The organism is Rhizobium sp. BK418, from assembly GCF_004341105.1.
GTDB lineage: Bacteria > Pseudomonadota > Alphaproteobacteria > Rhizobiales > Rhizobiaceae > Rhizobium.
On sequence record NZ_SLZK01000009.1, the window covers coordinates 61,672 to 82,780 of the forward strand.

Below are 21,109 nucleotides of genomic sequence, written 5' to 3' on the forward strand. Positions count from 1 at the left end.
AATGGCAAGTTGTTTGTGTGCAGTGCAAAAAAATCAGGCGCTGCCATTGTTTCGTGTTTCTGACGCGTTAACCTATTGACCTGTGAAAATGGCATCCGCAGCCGCTTGGCTGATGAAACAATTCGTAGCTCGTCGGGTCTGGTCGCAGACGAAACCGATGATCGGCAACAAGGTGGCGAGTCGGATGCGCGGCGTATTATTAGGTGTCGCAATTATGTTCGGTGCTCATGACGTGATGGCGTCCGCGTCGGAACTGAAGATCGTGAGCTTCGGCACGTCGTTGACGGATGTCGGCGGCTGGCAGCCCTCCTTGCAGAGGCAGCTGTCGTCCTGTCTCGGGCGCGAGGTCAAGGTGACAAAAGTCGCGATGAGCGGTGCCACCTCATATTGGGCGAAAACGCATCTGGATAGGGTCGTAGCGGAGAGGCCGGACATCGTTTTGGTCGAGTTTTACGCGAACGATGCCACCCTCCACCGTTTTGTCTCTGTGGCCGCCAGCCGAACCAACATGGCCTACATTCTCGATGAATTGCGCAAGAGACTTCCCGACGCTCGGATCATCGTTATGGCAATGAATCCCTTTTCCGGGATTCGCGGAGCCATCCGGCCATTCGTTGATGATTATATCGAGGCACACAAGCAGGAGGCGCAAAATAGACACCTGGAGTTTGTAGATTTTCGGGGTCTCTGGATGCAGCTTGCGCCGGCGGAACGTGAGCGGGCAATACCGGATGGCGCGCATCCAAAGCCCGAGGCGGCATCGCAGATCATCGTTCCCGAACTCGTCAATCGCATTTCAGGGTCAGCGTGCAAACAATAGCCGTCATTGTCCGGACTATCACCTGCCGGAGACGTGAACTCCTTCATTCAACGGCAATTTGAAGCAGAATTGCAGTCATTGGAGATCTTGCAAATGCATAGACGTGAGTTTCTGAAAGCTGCTGCTGGCGCAGCTACAGGCCTGATGAGCTATGGATATCTCAGTGAGGCATCCGCGCAAATTGAAGATTCTCTGAGAAGCCTGGCGGACAGGAAAGGCTTTCGATTCGGCAGTGCCATCGACTACCAGAACCTAAAGGACGAATGGCTAAGGAATCTCTACAGGACACATTGCAACTCATTGACTGCCCGTAATGCGATGAAATGGGTGGGTACTGAACGGTCACCCGGCAAATTTGCCTTCGGTGAAGCAGATGCGATCGTTGCATTCGCCGAAGCTGAAGGCATGAAAAGCTACGGCCATACGCTCGTGTGGAAAAACGTCCCGACCTGGGTGTCTCGGATTAAAGATGCGGAGGAGGCCCGCAACGTCATGCTGCGTCATGTCCGCACGGTCGTCGATCATTTCAAGGGTAGGGTCGATGCCTGGGACGTCGTCAATGAACCGATGGAGTACGATGTCGCGGAGATGCGATCCTGGGCAATTCAAAATTTGCTGGGAGACGACTATGTGACGGAAAGCTTTCTAGCCGCCCACGAGGCTGACCCGGACGCGACTCTTGTTCTCAATGAAGCTCATTTGGAAAAGGCGGGCTCGAATTTCGAACAACGACGAATTTTGCTCCTGAAACTGATAGAGGCCCAGCTCGCAAAGGGTGCGCCGATCCACGCGGTTGGACTTCAGGGGCACTTTCGCCCAGGCCTCGACAAGCTTGATGAGGCCGGCGTTTCACGGTTCTGTGGAGAGCTGAAGGGTATGGGCCTTTCCGTATTTATCACGGAACTCGATGCTTCGTGCCGCTTCACCTACGCAGACAAGAAATTTACTGAGGCCGATTACGGCAAAATCTTCGGGTCTTTCGTTACGACTGTCGCAGAAAGCGCCAATTTAAAGGGCGTAACGGTCTGGGGGCTGGCCGAAAAATACGGAGAGCTGGAGCCGAAGCCCGTCGGCGCTTGCCGCAAATACATTAATCTCTACGACGACAATAACGAGCCAAGAAGTACAGTCGAAGGTCTCACGGCTGCCCTTAACAGCCTATAAGTCCGCCGAACATCAAGATCCGGAAGTTTATCGTGAAAAATGTCGCCATCTACGTCGAAACTTTTTTACCCCCAAGTCAGTCGTTCATTATCAATCAAGCGCAATCTTTCCGGAATTACAAAGCGACAATCCTCGCAGGAACCCGGGTTAATTCCGCCCATACTCAACAAGAGAAGATAGAGGTCGAAAACATAAGAAGTTCGCCTCGCATGCGTGCGGGGGAACTACTTTTGAAGATTCCCCGGATCGGCATTCCGGCACTCTTTCCGGTCACTAAAAAAGCACACCTCATACATGCCCATTTCGGTAAGAACGGTTACGTGATCGGACCGCTTGCACAGTCTGCCAAACTGCCACTCATCACGACTTTTCATGGCTTCGACGCGACATATAGCGGCGACCCAAAAGGTCCGGGCGGCTTCAATCAGGTGCGTTTCTTCTCGCACGGTCGCAAACAGATGGCAGGTTGGAACGGCTGGAGTATCGCGGTATCCGATTTCATTCGCGAACGGCTGCTGGAAATCGGTTTTCCGGAACAACGGATACTGCGCCACTACATCGGTTTGGACCTCACGATGTTCAAAGGGTCGTCGGCGAAGCGGCGCAAGGGGTTGGTCGTTTCTGTCGCCCGCTTCATCGAGTACAAGGGGCATCGCTACATGATCGAGGCATTGTCTCATGCTGCAGCGCAAGGTAATCCGATCGAGTTTGTCATGGTCGGAGATGGCCCTTTAAGGGGAGAAATCGAGGCTTTGGCGCGCAAAAGCTTGCCAAAGGTAACGATTTATGAAAACCTTTCGCAGGTGCACATAAAAAACCTGCTTGCCGAAGCCGAGCTCTATCTACATGGGAGTGTGACTTTGGAAAATGGTCATGCAGAGGCTTTCGGTCTCGCAAATTTGGAAGCTCAGGCTGTGGGGACGCCGGTCGTCGCTTTTCGTTCAGGCGGAGTCGGTGAGGCTGTCGAAGATGGGGCAACAGGTTTTCTGGTTGCCGAACGAGACACCGCTGGCATGTCAAATGCGATAGGGCGTCTCTTGAACGATACGGATATGTGGGCTGCTTTCAGCGCCCGGGCGGCAGCGATGGTCTCGGAGAAATTCGATATCCTCCATCAGACCCGGCTGCTCGAAGACTATTACGACGCGGTTCTGGGTGAGTTTGCGGCAGCGAGGCGCGCGTGATGGCTAAGAATGGAAACCAGCCCAAATGGGGTCTCTACTCATTTCGTCGATGGCGCAATGCGATCGTCAAACTGAAGTGGCTCTACTACACGAAATTCTGGGGCATGGACATCCATCCAACCGCCAGCTTTTCCTTAAGTGTGCGTTTCGACAAGACGAATCCCAAGGGCATGCATATTGGAGAAGAGACTTATGTTGCATTCGAAGCCGCAATACTGACCCACGATCTTACACGTGGTCTTTTTCTTGACACACGGATCGGCAAAAGGTGCTTCATCGGTGCGAGAAGCATTATTTTGCCGGGAGTTGAGATCGGTGACGAATGTGTCATCGGCTCCGGCGCTGTTGTAACGAAGAGTGTGCCTTCGCGCTCGCTTGTGGTCGGCAATCCTGCCAAAATTATTAGAAGCGATATCAAGATTATTTCACGTTACGGACGCATGGCTGTCGACGAACCCGCGGAATGATTTCGTCCAAAAACTTCTGGCAATTGGCGTCGGAGACGAAGCAGGGTGAGCGTAAACATGAATTATTCTCAGAGAATTAATGTGGAAGAGGCGACGAGGGAATTTGAACCTTTTCCCGTTGTTTATTTCTCGTTGTCATTTCCTGAACTCAGCCAGACATTCGTATTTAATGAAATCCGCAGCATTGCCGAACTCGGCGGTGATATCAGGGTGCTCTCTTGCAAGGCACCTTCGGGTAATCGCTCGAATCTTCCGAAAGTCTATGGTTACGAAGATCGAGTTGATACGATCTTCAATGGAGCGGAGAGTTCCGGTCGGGCGCGACGGTTGATGGCGGCGGTGAGAGCTGCGTCAAAGCTGCTGATCAGGAATCCTGCATTGCTTCCGAATATTCTGTCGGCAGCACGTAGTGGCGATTCCGTGGTGCCGTTTTCCACGAAGCTTGCCATTGCAGACAGACTGCAGTCTCAGCCCGACAGCATCGTTCATTGCCATTTCGGGCCTGCCGGCAAAGTTATTGCCGACCTGAAAAAACATGGTCTGGTGAGGTCGCCCATAACGACCGTGTTTCATGGTTATGACATCACGCAATATCTCGTCGAATCGACCGACGCGTATGACACGTTGTTCGCTGAGGCAGACCTGCTGATTCCGATCAGCGATTTCTGGCATCGCCGCCTTGTGGAGCTCGGGGCGCCCTCCGACAAGATTCGCACCATCCGTCTTGGTGTCGATTCCAATGCCTTCAAATACAAGCAGCGCGCTGCAGCCCCTGGCGAAGCGACGCGGTTCATCACGATCGGTCGAATGACGGAGAAAAAGGGCCACCGTTACACGGTTGAGGCGTTCAAAGCTTTGGCAGCGCGTCGGCCTGACCTGAACATTTGCCTCGACGTCATTGGAGACGGTCCGGATCTTCAAGAGATTCAAGCAATCTCCCAATCCAACGCCAGGATCACCTTGCATGGAGCGCTTGCGCATCAGGATGTCAGGGCAATGCTGGACCAATCGCATATCTTTGTTTTGCCCAGTGTGGTCGCGGCCAATGGGGATATGGAAGGTATTCCTGTTTCGATCATGGAGGCAATGGCCATGGGATTGCCCGTGATCAGCACGCACCATAGCGGCATCCCGGAACTTGTAGCGGACGGCTCTTCAGGCATCCTCGTCGGCGAGCGCGATGTTGGTGCTCTGTCAGCGGCAATGGAAAAGCTTGGATCGCAGCCGGAACTTCTATTGGCAATGGGTAAGGCAGGCCGCGCGATCATAGAGCGCGAATATAATGAGCGGACACAAGCTCGCGTTCTGATGAACGAGCTTTCAAAGATCTCATCAAAACAATAGGTCGATTGATGCATGTGGTTATAGAAAATACCGTATGTCTGAATGCAGGCGACGCTGCCATCCTGATCGCGATTATGAAAATAATACGCGAAACCTTTGGAGATGATGTTCAGTTTTCGGTGTTTGACAGCGATCCCGAGATCGCGCGCCGGTACTATTCGGGTATCGATTTCTATCCCTTGACGACATCTCTTCTGGCAACGAAGCCGGTACTGACCTTTCTCGGCCAGCAGTGGAGCATCAGGCTTCGCCGCAATATCGACCGGATCAAGCGTCGTGAGTTTCGACGTATGCTTTCTGTTATGTCCAGTGGGCGCAAAGCGGGTGGAAGCCTTCTGTTGGATCCACAAGTCGCTCGCAACATCGAGATTTATTCGAAAGCCGATATGGTGATTTCGACAGGCGGCACATATCTTGTTGAGCGCTATGGCCTCGATGAGCGCATCGAGGAGTTTGAAAAGGACTTAGCCCTCAAGAAGCCGCTTGTGTTGTTCACACAATCGCTCGGTCCGTTTAACCAGCCGAAGAACAGGATTGCCGTCAAAAAGATTCTGGACCAGGCACACCTGGTCCTTCTCCGGGACGCTCGGTCGCAGCAATATTTGCGCGACATCGATATCACGCACGACCGGCTAGAGGTTGTCGCCGACAGTGTTTTTGCGCTCGCGGATATTGAGCGCCTCTCCGCGCCATCGCGTGCGCGGGCCGGTGAGAGGTTGCGAGTGGCGGTCTCTGTTCGGGACTGGGCACATTTTGAAGGGCGAAGCCCGGCAGAGGGTATGGAGCGTTATCTTGACGCGGTAGCCGGGGCTGTGACCGCGCTGGTGCGTGAAGATAATGCCGAAATCGTATTTCTTTCGACGTGCCAGGGCATCCCTGAGTATCGATACGATGACTCCGCCGTCGGCCAGCGCATTTTCGAACGGCTGGATGATGAAACGCGCAAATCCGTCAGCGTTGACCACGCTTTCCACGAGCCTGAGGATTTGCTCGCTCAACTGCAGGGCTTCGATTTCGTTATCTCAACCCGAATGCATATGGCGATCCTGTCGCTTTGCGCTGGGGTTCCCGTTCTGCCGATCGCCTACGAATTTAAGACCACCGAGCTTTATAACTCGCTCTCGCAGGGCGAGTGGGTGACGGATATATCCCACATTGACCGGGAATCTTTCGCGGCCCTTGCACGTCGCTTCAGCAATAGTCTGACAGATTTTTACGCCAAGGTAGCACCCTACATTATCGAGCAATCCCGTTCTGCCCGGTCGGCCGGCGGTCTGATTGCCGCTAGTATCAGTGCATTGCCAAACCCGACTGAAAATAAAAGGTCAGCGATGCGATGAGCGAGCCATTGCCGAAATCAGAAACGGGTTCAGTAGGAGGCAAGACGCTATTGGCATCCATATGGTTGCTGACGGGCGTCTTCTATAGTCGCGTCGCCAACCTTGCGATGATCATCATTCTCGCGCGTATTCTTGTGCCGGCGGACTTTGGCCTTGTGGCGCTTGGCACGACATTGCTGACGATCCTTACCACAGTCACCGACCTTTCCCTCGCCAATGCGCTTATTCACCATAAGGATGCGAACAAGGAGGATTTTGATACTGCTTTCACGCTAAGTGCCATCCGCGGTCTGGCGCTGTCGGCTGTCATGATCGGCAGCGGTTTTGTGATGGCGCACATCTATAATGATTCGCGCCTCATTGGTGTCTGCCTTGGTCTGTCGTCGCGACCTCTGTTGAACGGTTTGAAGAGCCCGCATTTCATCCGATACTCCAAGGATCTCGACTTCAAAACGGTCGCTTTTTCAGAGGCGATGGAATACACGGCGCAATTGGTGGTTTCGGTTGCCCTGGCCTTGGCGACCAACAGCTATTGGGCAATTGTCGCCGGCGCCGTCGCAGCCTCCTGCTCGGGAATTGTCGTTTCGTATATCTACGCACCCTATCGTCCGAGCATCTCATTTGGATCATGGCGAAAGATCCTGGATTTCTCGATTTGGCTGACGTTCAATCAGTTCGTATCCGTTATCGGCAGCCGGTTTGATAATTTTCTCGCCGGTGGCCTGCTCGGGATATCTGCTTTTGGTGCCTACAACGTCGGCAACAACATTTCCGCAATGATCACGCAATCTGCTGCGCAGCCGCTGGAACGTGTCCTATTTCCAAGCTTTGCGAAAATGACTCATGACAATGCGCGGCTAAAACAGGCTTATCAGAAAAGTCAGGCGTCGTTTTTTGCGATAGGAATGCCGCTTGGCGTAGGCCTCGCTCTCGTCGCAGAGCCGTTTGTCTATCTGATGCTTGGGCCGAACTGGTCCATAGCCGCGAAAGTTATCCAGTTCATTGCGCCAGTTTTGGGCATTCAGATTGTATTCGGCCCGGCAAATGCACTTGCATATGCCGTCGGCGCTACCCGAAATCTCTTCAATCGCGGCATCGTTCTCCTTGTTCTGCGCGTCCCGATTGTTTTTATCGGCCTATATTTCTTTGGAATGACGGGGCTGCTCATAGCGCGTGTCGTCTCAGGCGGCGTGTTGGTGTCCGTCGTCAATTTCTATCTCGTGCGCTCGTTGACCGGGTTGAGAATTTGGGACCAGCTTTTCGTTACCTGGCGCAGCTGGGTCAGCGGCGTTGCAATGGTGTTAAGCGTTCTGGTGACAGGGGCAGCGCTCCCGCCGGTCGATAGCAGCCACACTGCCACGCTGGCGCTGTTCGTCATGTCAGTTGTGGGTGCGGCGGTCTATTGTTCTTCACATGCGCTTTTGTGGGTTCTCGCGGGACGGCCAAGTTTGGCCGTCGAGGCGGAGATCGCAGGCGTCATTAAGAAATTTCTCGGGAGGCGGTCTTTGGTCATGTCAAATAACAGGAGCGGAAATGTCGGCTGATGCTCTTCCTGAAGTTGATATCATTATTCTATCCTGGGATAGAATAGATGATACTATCGAGGCGATACAGAGTGCGCTTGAGCAAGTTGATGTCTCAGTCCACGTCCAGATTGTTGATCAGGGCTCCCAGGCCGATGGCCTGAAAAAACTTACGGCATTCTGTGCGCAGTACCCCAATGTGAAGCTGGTAACGAACGAACGTAACAATGGGGTGCCTGGCGGTCGCAATCAGGCGTCGAGGCTCGGATCTGCGCCGTACATCATTGCCTTGGACAATGATGCGGTCTTTATGGACGATAAGCAGGCCGCGAGAGCCGTGGAGTTGATGGAGCGTGACCAAGGCGTCGCCGCCATGGCTTTCAAAATCGTCACATATGATGAAGGCGTTGACGACAGAAGCAGTTGGCCCTTTCCCCATCCCATTCAAACTTGGTCAGATCGCTCTTTCGAAACGGCCCGTTTTGTTGGCGCTGGCCATATTCTGCGTCGGTCGACTTTCGAGAAGGCTGGGGAATACGATGACGTGTTGTTCTTCTTGCATGAGGAGGTTGACCTTGCCTATCGCCTTATGAACCAGGGGCAGAGGATCATTTATCAGCCGGCCATTTGTATCAGGCATAAAGTATCCGCCGAACGGAGAGTTTCCTGGTCTGATGGCAGAATATACTATCATGTCAGAAACGTCGTTTATTTGGCGTTCAAGTATAATTTCAAAGTATCTGGCGCATTCCTCAACGTTTTTCTCGCGGTCTTGGTCGGCGTGAAACGGGGGTTCTATCTCGGCACATTCAAAGGCCTGGGGGCAGGGTTGCTTCTTTCGGCGAAAGGCTTGCGCCAACGCTGGAGCGATTCACGGGTGCGTCTGACTGATGCCACCAAGCTGGCAATCCGTCTATCCGTGCCCGGCGGCGAGCTACCACAGTCTCGCCGTGCACTCATGCGCCTGAAAAGCGTACTGACCAACAAATAAGAGGTGGGTTGGCACGTGACAGAGCAAGCGCTTATCTCAGTGGTCATTCCGACCTACAATCGTGCTGCCAGGACTTTGGCGGCAGTAAAATCGGTCCTGTCCCAAACTTATAAGAATATCGAGATAGTCGTCGTCGACGACGCGTCTGCTGATAATACTCTGGAAGTCCTGAAACAGGTCGAAGATCCGCGGTTGCGCGTGATAGCACTTGGTCAAAATCGCGGGGGAGGGGTCGCGCGCAATACTGGTATCGACAATGCAAAAGGTGAGTTTGTTGCTTTTTTGGATTCAGATGACGAGTGGTCCAAGAGCAAGCTTGAAATTCAGCTAAGCGCATTGTTGACCAGTTCGGACGATAGAACGATCTCGTTTACGAACCTCATCATAGACGACGGCCGGACGCAAACCCTGCTCAACAACATGCCGCTTCAGCCCGATCAGAAAATAGGTGATTACATATTTCTGAATTGGTCTCAGGCGCATGTTCAGACCAGCTCCTGGTTGATGCCGACAGGTATTGCGAGAGCTGTACGCTTTCGGGACGATCTCAGGATCCATCAAGACTGGGATTTCCTGATCAGAGCTCAGCGGCGCGGATATCGTTTCCTGCACGTGCCTCAACATTTGACGATCTGGCGCGTGGATGATCGTCCTGACAGAGTTAGCCTGTCGCCTGAACGCCTCGACAGGTCACTTGCGTGGCTAGACACCGTGCGGGGAGACATCGGAAATAATGCTTATCGCGCATTTCTGGCACGACAGGCGCCTGCTTTTGCGCGTTTGGGCGCTTATAGGTCGATCAAATGGATAACGATCGCTGCCATATCCGGAGCAGTCTCTCCGCGTACCGCATTGCGCTTGTTTAACCAGGTTCGAGGCGCCATCGCGAAGGCTTCGACCAAGCCCGTCATTAGCAAATGAGAGGCTGATGATGAAAATCTCGGTGCTTATCAACAACTATAATTATGGACGCTATCTGCGTGCGTGCATCGATAGCGTTCTCGCGCAGGATTACGCTGAACTCGAAATCGTCGTGGTTGATGATGGGTCGACGGATGACTCGCGTGACATCATCTCGTCATACGGCTCGCAAATTGTGCCGGTATTCAAAGAGAATGGCGGCCAGGCCTCAAGCTTCAACGCAGGCTTTGCCGTTGCGAGTGGTGAAATCATTTTTTTGCTCGATTCCGATGATGCATTTCTCCCCGGAAAGCTCCGTCAGATTGCTCGGTTGTATGATCGTGATTCTCTGGACTGGTGTTTCGATCGGGTGACGACAACAGAGGCTGAGGGGCCGTCAGAGAAGCTGGAGGTCCAGATGTACGATCAGCGTGACGCGATCCGTCGAGGGCATTATCCGTCAATCCCGGTGCCGACATCCGGCTTGAGCTTTCGGCGTAGCCTTATTGAACAGATCTTGCCGATGAAGACGGCCAAGGATGTTGTGCTGAGCGATAATTATCTGAAATTTGCGGCGGTCTATCTTGGCCGGGGTGCCATCGTCTCGACGCCGCTCACCTTTCAAAGAATTCACCAGGCAAATCGGTACACTGGCACATCCAGAGCGAGCAGCCTGCGTCCTAAGATCATGATTGCCACGGGTCTGGAGTTGGCCCGTCGTTACAGCGGGCTTCATGCGCTCGGCAAAGGCTTGATAGCCGGAGGTATCGCCGAGGCCGGCACGCCATTCACGCAGCTCCGAATGGAGGCCGAGCGTGCCTTGGCAGATAGTCCGTTTGGGCAGACCGCAGTATCGCAGATCGTCATCGCTGCGGCCCGCAAACGTCTGATCAGAAAACTGAAAGGCTACCGCAATGACAACCGGACATGAGATGGACGCCGTGCAGTCAGCTGACAATAAGATCTGGCGCATAACCGTTGCTGTACTGACCTATCGGCGGCCGGAAGGTATCAAAAAGCTCCTGGATTCGCTGATAAACCAGACGAGACATCCCGCTCGACCCTATCATATGACAGTTTTGGTCGTTGACAACGACGCGACCGAAAGCAGCCGCGGTATCGTAGAAGGTTTCGATACGAAAGGGGCCTTCGATCTCGTTTATTCAGTCGAGCCCCGTCAAGGTATTCCTGTTGCACGCAATCACGCTCTGGATAAGGCGCCGCAACCGGCGCCGGATACGGGCGAGTTGGTGGATCCCGACTATTTTTGTTTTCTCGATGATGACGAATGGGCAACCGAGGGCTGGATGGATGCGATGCTTGACACATGCATCAAGCAGCAAGCCGATTGTGTCTACGGCTACGTGGTGCCGGTCTATCCGCAGAACCCGCCGGAATACTGGGTCAAGGCGCGCGTATTTGAAAGCGCCCGGAACCAGGAAGGTGCACGCATCGACTATGCGGCGTCCAACAATGTGATGTTCGACTACAAACTGGTAAAATCTTGGAAGCTTCGCTTTGAAGAAAAAATGCTGAATACCGGTGGAACAGATTACCTTTTCTTCAATCAGGCAGTCAAACTGGGGATGAAAATCGTTTGGACCGAGCGCGCAATGGTCTATGATATCATCCCACTGAAGCGGATGACGTGGAAGTGGGTGCTGCAGCGACAGTACCGCCTCGGCAATACTTTTGCGGTGAGCGAAGTTCTACACGGAAATCGCAAGCAGCGGCTTTACCGGCTGATATACGGCATAATGCGGACGGGCTTGGGTGTGGCCATGTTGCCGACACTGGCGGTGTCACCTTATCTCGGAATGCGAGCGCTCACGCATCTGTTGCGGGGTGCCGGGGTCGTAACCGGTCTATTTGGTCATTTCTATCAAGAATATCAGCCGCCGAAAGAAATGCCATCTACAGCTACGAAGTAGGCCATATCAGCGCCATGAGCATCAGCAGCCCCTATCAGCACAGTCTAAGGATCTCGCCGCAAAAGAGGCTAGGAAGGTCGAGGCTCGCCATTCGGAAAGAGGTCTTTATCCACGGCCTTTTGTCGATAATGTTTTATATCGCACTCTGGCGCGGAACGGGGATGTGGTATGGTTTGCCGGCGAACTTTGATGACGGCTCGGACCTTAGTGTTTTGCCGCAGCAGTTCATTCTTTACAGCCTGATCCCGCTGACAGCTATTTACGCTTTTCTTGAGCCGAACCGGTTTGTTGCTTATTTCCGGCGTACTCCCCCGTTGCTGATGATAATCGCTGTTCTATGCATTGCATCAGCAGCTCAGTCTGTCCAGCTGTCGGCCTCTTTGAGGGGACTGGTGGCCATAGTCGTCATCACCCTGCCACCTCTGTTGTTTCGTTTACGATACGGCAGCGTAGAAACCCTCCGATTGGCCAGAAATTTTTGCATCGTCGCGATATTCGCCAACGTCCTTTACACCTTTGCGTTTCCCCAGTTTGCGGTCATGCAGGGAAATGACTACGACGGGATGGTCAAAGGACTTTTTTATCACAAGAACGGCTTGGGCCAGTTCTGCGCTATCGCCTTCATAATCATATTGGACATGAAATCGCCGCTTAGGCGGCTGAGTTACGAGATGCTCATTCGTAACTTAGCTCTTCTGCTGACGCTCCTACTCGTTGTTTTGGCGCGATCCTCGACGGCAGTTGTGATGATTGGCGTGGGTACATCGATGCTCTTTGGTTTGAGAGTGATCAGCGCGGTTGGAAACATCACGGTAAAATCTCTTTTCGTCCTTCTTTTTTGTATTTTGCTGGGCTTGCTGGGATCTCTGGCCTACCTCGGCGTCGCCGAAGCTATTGCAAGTGCCTTTGGTAAGGACCTGACATTCTCCGGCCGTTCGAATATCTGGGATCAGCTTTTGCCGCTTGTCTACGAGCGACCTCTTCTGGGTTATGGATTTTCGACGTTTAAGCAGCCGGATATAATAAAGGAATATGTCCATGTTACTTTTGAGGCGAAGTCCACCCATAATTCTTATCTGGAACTTGCTTTGAGTATTGGTGTTCCTGCAACGGTATTGTGGACACTTTATGTATTATCTCGCATATATTTAAAGACAATCATGACGCAAAGTTCGACCCAAATGAGAGAGGCGCAGTCGAGAGAGGCAGTAATCCTGCTGCTGATCGCTATTGGCGGGCTTACAGAGGCTGCGATGATGCTGTCCCCTTCTCTCGTGTGGCCGATTATGGTTGCAGCTCTGCCGCTAACCTGCTCTCCCATCATTCTGAAAACGAAAAGGCGATAACGATGAGCGCAAGCGCATACGAGCCAAAACAAAATCGGAAAATTCTGGCAGTGTCATCGGGAGGCGGCCATTGGGATGAGTTGATCGCTCTGCGTGGGGCATTTGACGAGGCCAACGTTGTATTCGCGACCACCATTCCCGAGCTTTTGCAAAAATATTCAATCACGGACGGATATTGCCTTCCTGATTGCAACAGGAATGATCTGTGGATGTCTGTCCGTTGCTTCTTCGCGGCGTTCAGTCTCGTTTTCCGGTCCAGGGCAGATGTCGTCATCTCGACAGGTGCGGCTCCCGGTCTCTTCTGCTTGCTCGCCGCTCGGATCATGGGCAAGAAAACCATCTGGATAGATAGCATTGCCAACGCCGAAGAACTGTCTATGTCCGGAAAGCTGGCCGGTTTTGTCGCAACGACATGGCTTACCCAATGGCAACATCTGGCTCGCCCATCCGGACCTCATTTTGCGGGAGCAGTCCTTTGATCTTGATTACGGTCGGCACGCAATTACCGTTCGATCGCCTTGTTAAGGCCTTGGATGAAATGGCCCAGAACATTTCTACGCCGATGTTCGCTCAGATCGGGAAGGGTGAATACAAGCCACGCAATTTCGAGTGGGTAGAAACGATCGCACCCCTGGAGATGGACGGCGTATTTGCCAGGACTTCATTGATTGTGTCCCATGCGGGAACAGGGACGGTTCTTGCAGCCAAGAGGTTCAAGAAGCCGATTATCTTGTTTCCCCGGCGTGCCGCGTTTGGTGAGCACAGAAATGACCACCAACTGGCAACCGCTGGTCAACTTGACGGGAGGCCGGGAATACGGGTCGCCTATACAGAAGCTGAACTGGGTGAGCTAATTGCTCGCCCTCCAGCAGAAGAAACCGAATTGAACGTGGCCGCCGCGCCGGATGCAAAACTTGTAGACTATCTTCGATCCGTTATTGGCTAGTGCCCTGGCGCGCGAGGCCGTTCAAATAACGGAGAAGGAATAGGAAAGCCATTGGTTGCTCAAGAGATTTGTCGTACGTCGTGCGGGCCGCTGCCTTGAAATGAGCCTACGCCAAGTTTGTCACTGACATTGCTGTACAGGAGGCTGGATGCTTTCGCCGAATTCACCGACCGTATTGGCGGTATCTCAAACCGATGATCAATCCGAAAAGATTGATTTTGAGAAGCTTTTCGCGATAGCGCGCCGCCAATGGCGTGTCGTTGGGATCTGTGTCGCTTTTTTTGCCGTGTTGGCGGTTATCTATCTCCTGACGACCGCGCGATATTTTACCGCATCGACCAGCGTTCTGATCGACCGCGGCAACTCAGAGTTGATAAATCAACTTTCTTCGCTGGGCGCACCAATAGATGACGAAACCGCGTTGCTGAGTGAAATTCAGCTGTTTCAATCTGATACGATCGCATTGGCAGTCGTTGATAATCTCAAGCTCGCTGACGATCCGGTATTCATGGCGTCAGATTTTTCTCTCACACAGTTTTTGAAGTCAGCCTTGAATTTCAATTCTTGGTTCGCCAGCGCGGACTTGGTGACGGCCGCTGACGATCGGCGGCAAGATGCGGCCAGCATGTTGAATGCCAATATGGACGTCGAGCGCGTTGGCAAGTCTTACGCACTGTCGATTAGCTACACATCGCGCTCGCCAGATCAGGCGGCAGCTATAGCGAATGCTTTGGCCGACGCATACTTGGTAGACAAGCTAAATTCAAAGTTTGAGGCGACAAGCCGCGCAAGCGGTTGGCTGCAAGAGCGTATTGATGAACTCAAGCAAAAAGCGCTCGAATCTGACCTGGCAGTGCAAAAATTCCGGGCTGACCACGGTCTTGTTGCAACCGACGGAAATTTGCTGACAGACCAGCAACTTTCTGAGCTCAGCAGCAATCTCATTAAAGCCCAGGCTGACACTGCGCGCGCTCAGGCGAAGTTTGATCGTATCCGTAAAATTATCGATGCCGGTCAGATGGATGCGATCGTGACCGACGTACTCGACAATTCTCCGTCTAACGACATTCGCAAGAAGTATCTTGAAGACTCAAAGCTCGCGGCAGAAATTTCTGCACGCCTTGGGCCGGACCATGAGCAGGTGCTGCGGCTCAAGGCCGAGATGGACGAATATAAACGGCAGATGTTCGACGAGCTTAATCGCATCGCCGAAAGCTATAGAAGTGATTTGGATGTCGCGCAGACGAGGCAGAAATCACTTGAGGACAGTGTCGCAAAGGCAACTCAGGTTAGTGCTGCCGCTGGGGAAACTCAGGTTGAATTGCGCGAACTCGAGCGCAAGGCGGACTCGTATCGAAACCTGTACCAGAGCTTCCTGACCCGTTTCCAAGAGGCGGTGCAGCAACAGTCATTCCCTATAACCGATGCCAGAGTGATTACCCGCGCGCAAACTCCAGACAAACCAAGCGCACCTAAAAAACCATTGGTTTTAGCGGTCGCAATTTTTCTCGGGCTTGCCGCGGGAAGCGCGATTGGCGCGTTTCGCGAATTTCGTGACCGCTTCTTCCGCACAGGCGACCAAGTACGAGAGATCCTGGGGCTTGAATATCTGGGGCATATTCCAAAGGTGGCTGCCGAAGAATTCAAGATTTCTTCGGAGCAATCCGCTCAACAAGTGCGAAAGATCAGCGGCCTCCATGAGTATGTCGTTGAGCATCCCTTGTCGGCTTTTGCCGAGACACTTCGTAATGCAAAGGTGGCCGCGGATATCGAGAACCCCATGCGCCAGACAAAGATCATCGGTGTGGTCTCTTGCTTGCCGTCTGAAGGAAAATCGACGCTTGCCATCAACTTCGCGCAGCTCCTGTCAAACCAAGGGGCGCGTACACTCCTCATAGATGGTGACCTCAGAAATCCGGGTGCGACGAGGGCCTTGGGTCAGCATGCAGCTGATGGATTGCTGGAAGCTTTGCTGCAGGACAGACCCCTCGACCAGCTCATTTTGACTGACCCGGTAACTAATCTTTCGTTTCTGCCGGCTGTAGTCAAATATCGGGTGCCGCACTCCTCCGATGTGCTGGCCTCGGCGGCAATGGCCAATCTCCTGAGCGAGGCCACAAAGAGATACGATTATATCGTTCTTGATCTGCCTCCGCTTGGGCCTGTTGTCGACGCTCGTGCAATCAGCCATCTGCTCGACACGGTGCTGCTCGTAGTGGAATGGGGCAACACCTCGCGGCGGATCGTGCAGTCGATAATGACTGAGCAGCCGGAAATAAGAAAACGATGCGCAGGCGTTATTCTTAACAAGGTTGATCTGGACAAGATCAAGCTTTACAGATCGCACGGCTCAAGCGAGTACTATTACAGCCGTTATTCCAATTACTATCAAGAGAACTGAAGTTCTCATCGGCTTGAGGGCTCTTTGTGATCGCCGCATGGCTTGTATGGCATTGGCCCTCTTGGCCGAAGCCGCCTAAGGATATGCGTATGGACGGGCCGTATGCAATCTCAAGCGGTTACCGTTGCAACCTGTGTGGGACACTCTATCGCAATCGTTTCGATGAGTTGCCTTCGCCATCGTATAGTGGCATGGCGGAGAGCCGCCGGCAAACAGGCCTTTTTTCCGTCTCGTCTCGATCCATGGAGATCATCGACCACAGTGATGCGGCATCGGGGAGGCCCCGATGTTGCAAAACAAAACAGCCTTCATCGATTTGGTTTGATTTGATTAAGTTTTTAACGTAGGCTTGTTCCACTCTAGAACGTGAATCCCTTGCTGGATGGAGCGGTGGCCTATGGATGGTCAGAGATTCAATTTCTTTCGTGCATTTCTTTTGGCTGCTTTGATGCTGCCGCTGATGATTATGGCTGCCGGTTACAGTCTTATCTGCGGTATTTTTGAGCGGCGCTTGGGCGTCGATTTGTGGGCGGGTCTTGGGCTACCCGCCAGCGATCAGGATGATCGCGAAATAATTGATTCAATTACACGGATCTAGCCGCTTTTCGGCTATAGCGGGACGCGGCCGGAAGACCGCCCGCTAGTTCTCACTGACCTGTCCTCTCAATGAGCCGCTGTTGAGCAACTTGTGCTTCTGCTCGATGAGCCGGCACGCATAGCGATGGCACAGTTGTCTAAAATCAGATCAACAATATCAGGAAAACAGTGGCTTTATCCAGCCAAACGCCCGGTGCATTTTTCTTTCTTTAATCGGAATAGTGTGAAGTGCACATTATTATTATGTCCGGTGTCGAAATGGACGTGATGATATCGCGAGCGAAGATCGTCTATAATGTCCGCCGATTGGTGATAGTTGAAAATGCCGAATGGAATCTCGGCCTCTGGCGTAGCTGACAGAAGCCCCAAGACAATAAGTTGCATTTCGCCTCCGAAACGCACGGTAGTTGGACGGCGGCGCGCGCCGTCGGTTTTTCCCCTGCAGCGGCAGGAGGCAAATGGTGTTGCTTCGTAACATCCGTAAATTTGTCGCGCAGTTTTCAAAAGATTCGCCTGCTAGTCTCGCCCCCTCACGCACGCGGCTTGTAATGGATCCGGCCGAATGGCCTGTTATCTATGCGATCGGAGACGTTCACGGCTGCTACGAAGAGCTCGTGGGTGCCGAACAGCGTATTTCCGAGGATTTGCGTGATGGCCGCGCTTTAGTCGTGTTGCTGGGGGATTACGTAGATCGAGGCGCGCGTTCCTGCGACGTCCTGGAACATCTGTGCCAGCCTTCGCCGCCCAACATCAACAGGATTGCGCTTTGCGGCAACCATGATGACTTTTTTTTAAGATTCTTAAACAATGAGCTTTCTACGGAGGCATGGTTGCGCTTCGCTGGATACCAGACACTGACCTCTTACGGTGTCGACCCTGCGCACATACTCCGTGTCGGTGATACGATGGCATTGCGAGAGGCAGTGGATCAGGCGGTTCCGGCCAGTCATCGAATCTTGCTGGGAAAGCTGCCCTCGATGTTGCAGATCGGAAATCTCGTTTTTGTTCACGCAGGGATCCGTAGCGGATTACCTCTGGAGCATCAAAGCGATGAGGATTTGATGTGGATCAGGGAGCCTTTCCTGACACGAGGACCTGAGCTTCCGATCATTGTGGTCCATGGACATAGCCCGCAAGTCCGGCCCCACCTCGGGAATGGTCGAATTGGAATTGATACGGGCTGCTATGCCACAGGCCGACTGACTGTGGTCAGAATCGGAAATCGTGCCGCTAAGATCCTTTCTTAACCGCACTTGCTACGGTGCGCTCAAGGCAACTTGGAGATATCAAGGCCGCTTCTGGCGAAGAGTTTCTTGCGAGATTCTGACAAGGATATCGAGGCGCGCTTGATATAGGGTATCAAAGCCGGACGAACATTCGGGATCTGCTGCACAATCTGGGCAGGGTCCCCCATTTGGAAGAGAAGGTCGAGATCCTGCTCGACCCAAGGGCTTGAAGATCTCAGTGTCGCTTCACTGAATCTGTTCCAAAAATAGAGGCGCGCGAGAAGCTCCATCTGATCAGCAGGCGCCAGCTTCACGGACTGCGCCATCAACTGCGCGGTAGCCTGAGGATCTTCCGCAACAACGGCTCGGACGACGGCGAGGCGAAGCCACAAGTTGCTGTTGGTGGGCATGCAGCTCAGCGCATGCTGCAGGAATTTCTCGGCCACGGTAACGGCTGACAGCCAAGCTTCGTAGTCATTGGCCTCATTTGCGTTGTCTATCTGCTTCAGCACGACGGTTGTGGCAGCCATGATGATATCGGAGCGGCAATAGGCCCCCGCGACAACTTCAGCGGGCATGCTGCCGACCCGGGAGAGACTTTTGGGGCTGACGACACCGTCTTGTTCTATCTGCTTGGCCACGACAAACATATCAGCAAACGCAATCGAGCGATGGAGTTCGCTAACAGCGAGCACCAGAAATGCAGCGATAACGACAATGAAGCAGCAAGACAAAAAGGGGGCGCGACGTACCCCCAAAGGGATTGTCGCCAGCCGTGTCGTTCTTTTCAAACCCCTACGACTGCCGCGAATTTCTCCACTGGTCAGCACAATTCGTCCACTAGGTCAGATTTTTATGTATGTGTGTGTCAGGTACCGCTCGGGCTAACGGACTGGGTGTTCTGGGTCGAAAAATTACCACCGCCACTTGCCGAAGTCCGCAGCAGATTTGCGGTAGAATTCTGGGAGCCATCGGTCGACCCATCGCCTTCACCGCCGCCAAGAATGTCGCCGGCGGGGCCATTGGCAATGTCGGCCGCGGCGGCAGCCGCAGAACCTGGCGAACCCAACGCAGCGGTTGCGGTCTGACCGTTAAGCGCCTGTACGAAGGCTGTCTGGAGACCACCAAGCGTCGTATCGGCAAGCAATGCGTCTGCAATCGCCTTGGTGATCGCATCCGCCAGCTCCGGATGCTGAGGGCGGCATATATTGGCAGCCCGTCCAAGGCCAGCGCCGATCGCAGCCATCTGCGCAGGCGTCCCTGCCTTCGCAAGGTTAATCATCTTCGCAGTCAGATCTGTTTCTGTTGCGGTATACGACCGCACCTGGTCAGACAAGCCAATGGCTGAGCCATTTGCAAACAGAAATGCTTCGGGAGATGCATTGAATGCGCTGACCATTACGGGCGACGCCATTCCCGGTCCGTTAAGGCAATTTCCCGCGAAGGAAGTCGATGAAAAAGCAAGGCTTGCAACGACCATGGTTACGGCGCCGACAGCCGTTGTAAGATATTTATCTGCCATTCTGCGTAACCTTTTATATTCCAAACCGCATCGGCAGAACTAACATTCTGTTCTGCCGTCTGGTCTTAGTTCAAATCTCGTATCGCGTTCCGGGTATCGAGCGCATCATTAGAAACACCGGATACCGTAGAGCTTATCGAGTTCAGGATATCGAGGAACTTGACCAGCTCGACCGAGGATGCGTTCGAGATATAAATGACGTCCTTATCCTGCATCCGGAATTGCTGGATCGCAAACATCGTCGCCGGATCACGGAGGTTGGCCCGGAAGATTACCGGAACTTCCGCTCCAGGGAACCGCGACACGTCGATGTTCAGCTTCTGCAAGATTTTCCTGTCGACCTGACGGTAGAGGACGACTTCCCGTGGATCCGCCCGGTTATCCAGGACGCCGCCGGCCTTGGCAATGCCCTCGCCAAGTGTCAGGTTCGAATCTTCGAATTCGATACGGTTCTGCTGCCCTGTCGCACCCAGCGCGATATAAGTGCGGCGTTCGTGCTCAACGGAAACAGTGTCGCCCGGCGCGACATAGATATTTTCCGAGGGATTGCGCAACAGGGTCTCGTAAGCAACGGTCGCCGTCCTTCCCCGCCTCTGCAACGTCACATTCGTTTCGATGTTGGGTGTTGTCAGACCGCCTGCTGTCGAGATCACATCCAGGATGCGATCGCCCGCCGGAGTGAGCTGCACCTTTTGTGGATTATTGACATCACCAACGACGGCAACCTCTGCAGACTTTGTCGTTGTCGTTGTCAGGACCACCTGCGGTTCGATTGCGCGACTGGCAAGCCTGTCTTCGATATCCCGTTCGACCTCTTCTTTCAGTCTTCCAGCGGCTGGCACGCGTCCAGCGTAAGGGACGCTGATCGTACCATTCTTGTCGATAGTCTGTGCAGGGAGCGTAATGAAGTTGCCTGGGCGGCTGCCAGCGTCAGACGGGATAAAAAGACCGCCAGCCTGAGCTTCGAAAACAGAAATCTGAACGACGTCGCCGGCGCCGAGTGGGATATCAGGCGCACCGCCCCTGCCGCCGCCGAAGCCGCCCAGCGAATTGGACTTAACCTCGTTAAAGAAGGGAAGAATTGCCTTATTCAGATCAATCAGGACATAGTCGATGCCAACCTTCCGGTTCTTCGTCGTGACCTTCACTGTGGCATCTTTATCGAAATCGGTATGATCAGGGCCGGATCGAGGCAACGAGGTGCAGCTCGACAGCGCGATTAGCGTCGCAGCGACGATAGAGGTGCGTCGAAAGTTGATGCTCATCTTATCCCTGTTAAGTTTTTCGTCTCGCAGGTTGGCGCTTATGCAAAGCATAAAACGGCGGGAATATCTGCCAGAACGAGGTCCATGATAGCCAATAAATCGTTAATGTGGCAACGGCGCCACATCAGGGCAGTGGAATTAT

At 53.3% G+C, this 21,109-nt stretch carries 21 protein-coding genes; 18 read left to right on the top strand and 3 right to left on the bottom strand.

Going from position 1 to position 21,109, the window contains the following annotated elements; genetic code table 11:
• Nucleotides 1-214 precede the first annotated feature (214 nt).
• From EV281_RS27640 to EV281_RS27720, 17 genes are all read left to right on the top strand, one after another.
• Nucleotides 215-820 carry an SGNH/GDSL hydrolase family protein gene (locus tag EV281_RS27640; RefSeq protein ID WP_245508385.1) on the top strand — a complete coding sequence of 202 codons (606 nt, stop codon included), beginning with the start codon at nucleotides 215-217 and terminating at the stop codon, nucleotides 818-820.
• A 33-nt stretch (nucleotides 821-853) separates the two neighbouring features.
• Nucleotides 854-1,984 (top strand): endo-1,4-beta-xylanase, encoded by a 1,131-nt coding sequence (locus EV281_RS27645; RefSeq protein WP_245508379.1) that lies wholly within the window; start codon nucleotides 854-856, stop codon nucleotides 1,982-1,984.
• A 32-nt stretch (nucleotides 1,985-2,016) separates the two neighbouring features.
• Entirely contained in the window at nucleotides 2,017-3,168 is a 1,152-nt protein-coding gene (locus tag EV281_RS27650; protein WP_132657681.1) for a glycosyltransferase, read from the top strand.
• Entirely contained in the window at nucleotides 3,168-3,635 is a 468-nt protein-coding gene (locus tag EV281_RS27655) for an acyltransferase (protein ID WP_132657683.1), read from the top strand. Before EV281_RS27650 ends, EV281_RS27655 begins: the two co-directional genes overlap by 1 nt.
• Before the next feature lie 57 nt (nucleotides 3,636-3,692).
• Complete coding sequence (locus EV281_RS27660; RefSeq protein ID WP_132657685.1) at nucleotides 3,693-4,979, top strand: glycosyltransferase; 1,287 nt, start codon at nucleotides 3,693-3,695, stop codon at nucleotides 4,977-4,979.
• 8 nt (nucleotides 4,980-4,987) lie between these two features.
• A complete protein-coding gene (locus tag EV281_RS27665) occupies nucleotides 4,988-6,319 on the top strand; it encodes a polysaccharide pyruvyl transferase family protein (protein ID WP_132657687.1) in 1,332 nt (443 codons plus the stop codon).
• Nucleotides 6,316-7,863 (top strand): lipopolysaccharide biosynthesis protein, encoded by a 1,548-nt coding sequence (locus EV281_RS27670; protein WP_132657689.1) that lies wholly within the window; start codon nucleotides 6,316-6,318, stop codon nucleotides 7,861-7,863. Before EV281_RS27665 ends, EV281_RS27670 begins: the two co-directional genes overlap by 4 nt.
• Nucleotides 7,853-8,833 (top strand): glycosyltransferase family 2 protein, encoded by a 981-nt coding sequence (locus EV281_RS27675; RefSeq protein WP_165911972.1) that lies wholly within the window; start codon nucleotides 7,853-7,855, stop codon nucleotides 8,831-8,833. The genes EV281_RS27670 and EV281_RS27675 overlap by 11 nt, the downstream gene beginning before the upstream one ends.
• Nucleotides 8,834-8,848: 15 nt before the next feature.
• Nucleotides 8,849-9,754 carry a glycosyltransferase family 2 protein gene (locus EV281_RS27680; RefSeq protein WP_165911973.1) on the top strand — a complete coding sequence of 302 codons (906 nt, stop codon included), beginning with the start codon at nucleotides 8,849-8,851 and terminating at the stop codon, nucleotides 9,752-9,754.
• A gap of 10 nt (nucleotides 9,755-9,764) precedes the next feature.
• Nucleotides 9,765-10,664 (top strand): glycosyltransferase family 2 protein, encoded by a 900-nt coding sequence (locus tag EV281_RS27685; RefSeq protein ID WP_132657820.1) that lies wholly within the window; start codon nucleotides 9,765-9,767, stop codon nucleotides 10,662-10,664.
• Nucleotides 10,648-11,664 (top strand): glycosyltransferase family 2 protein, encoded by a 1,017-nt coding sequence (locus EV281_RS27690; protein ID WP_132657694.1) that lies wholly within the window; start codon nucleotides 10,648-10,650, stop codon nucleotides 11,662-11,664. Before EV281_RS27685 ends, EV281_RS27690 begins: the two co-directional genes overlap by 17 nt.
• A 14-nt stretch (nucleotides 11,665-11,678) precedes the next feature.
• Nucleotides 11,679-13,010 carry an O-antigen ligase family protein gene (locus EV281_RS27695; protein ID WP_245508380.1) on the top strand — a complete coding sequence of 444 codons (1,332 nt, stop codon included), beginning with the start codon at nucleotides 11,679-11,681 and terminating at the stop codon, nucleotides 13,008-13,010.
• Between the two features lie 2 nt (nucleotides 13,011-13,012).
• Nucleotides 13,013-13,489, top strand: a complete 477-nt coding sequence (locus tag EV281_RS27700) for a glucuronosyltransferase (RefSeq protein ID WP_132657696.1) — start codon at nucleotides 13,013-13,015, stop codon at nucleotides 13,487-13,489.
• On the top strand, nucleotides 13,486-13,956 hold the full coding sequence (locus EV281_RS27705) for a glycosyltransferase (protein ID WP_132657698.1): 471 nt from the start codon (nucleotides 13,486-13,488) through the stop codon (nucleotides 13,954-13,956). Before EV281_RS27700 ends, EV281_RS27705 begins: the two co-directional genes overlap by 4 nt.
• A gap of 148 nt (nucleotides 13,957-14,104) precedes the next feature.
• Complete coding sequence (locus EV281_RS27710) at nucleotides 14,105-16,357, top strand: polysaccharide biosynthesis tyrosine autokinase (protein WP_132657700.1); 2,253 nt, start codon at nucleotides 14,105-14,107, stop codon at nucleotides 16,355-16,357.
• Nucleotides 16,358-16,754: 397 nt separating this feature from the next.
• Nucleotides 16,755-16,955, top strand: a complete 201-nt coding sequence (locus EV281_RS27715) for a hypothetical protein (RefSeq protein ID WP_132657702.1) — start codon at nucleotides 16,755-16,757, stop codon at nucleotides 16,953-16,955.
• A gap of 457 nt (nucleotides 16,956-17,412) precedes the next feature.
• Complete coding sequence (locus EV281_RS27720) at nucleotides 17,413-18,201, top strand: metallophosphoesterase (RefSeq protein ID WP_132657704.1); 789 nt, start codon at nucleotides 17,413-17,415, stop codon at nucleotides 18,199-18,201.
• Between the two features lie 20 nt (nucleotides 18,202-18,221).
• On the opposite strand, the gene EV281_RS27725 is transcribed toward EV281_RS27720, so the two are convergent.
• Nucleotides 18,222-19,010 carry a hypothetical protein gene (locus EV281_RS27725; RefSeq protein ID WP_132657706.1) on the bottom strand — a complete coding sequence of 263 codons (789 nt, stop codon included), beginning with the start codon at nucleotides 19,008-19,010 and terminating at the stop codon, nucleotides 18,222-18,224.
• Nucleotides 19,011-19,048: 38 nt separating this feature from the next.
• A complete protein-coding gene (locus EV281_RS27730) occupies nucleotides 19,049-19,426 on the bottom strand; it encodes a hypothetical protein (RefSeq protein WP_132657708.1) in 378 nt (125 codons plus the stop codon).
• Between the two features lie 94 nt (nucleotides 19,427-19,520).
• Between EV281_RS27730 and EV281_RS27735 the strand changes: the two genes are divergently transcribed.
• The gene (locus tag EV281_RS27735) at nucleotides 19,521-19,745 is read left to right on the top strand and encodes a hypothetical protein (RefSeq protein WP_132657710.1); all 225 of its coding nucleotides are present in this window, start codon (nucleotides 19,521-19,523) and stop codon (nucleotides 19,743-19,745) included.
• Nucleotides 19,746-19,767: 22 nt separating this feature from the next.
• Here the strand turns inward: EV281_RS27735 and EV281_RS27740 are convergent, their stop codons facing one another.
• Nucleotides 19,768-20,967 (bottom strand): polysaccharide biosynthesis/export family protein, encoded by a 1,200-nt coding sequence (locus EV281_RS27740; RefSeq protein WP_132657712.1) that lies wholly within the window; start codon nucleotides 20,965-20,967, stop codon nucleotides 19,768-19,770.
• Nucleotides 20,968-21,109 lie beyond the last annotated feature (142 nt).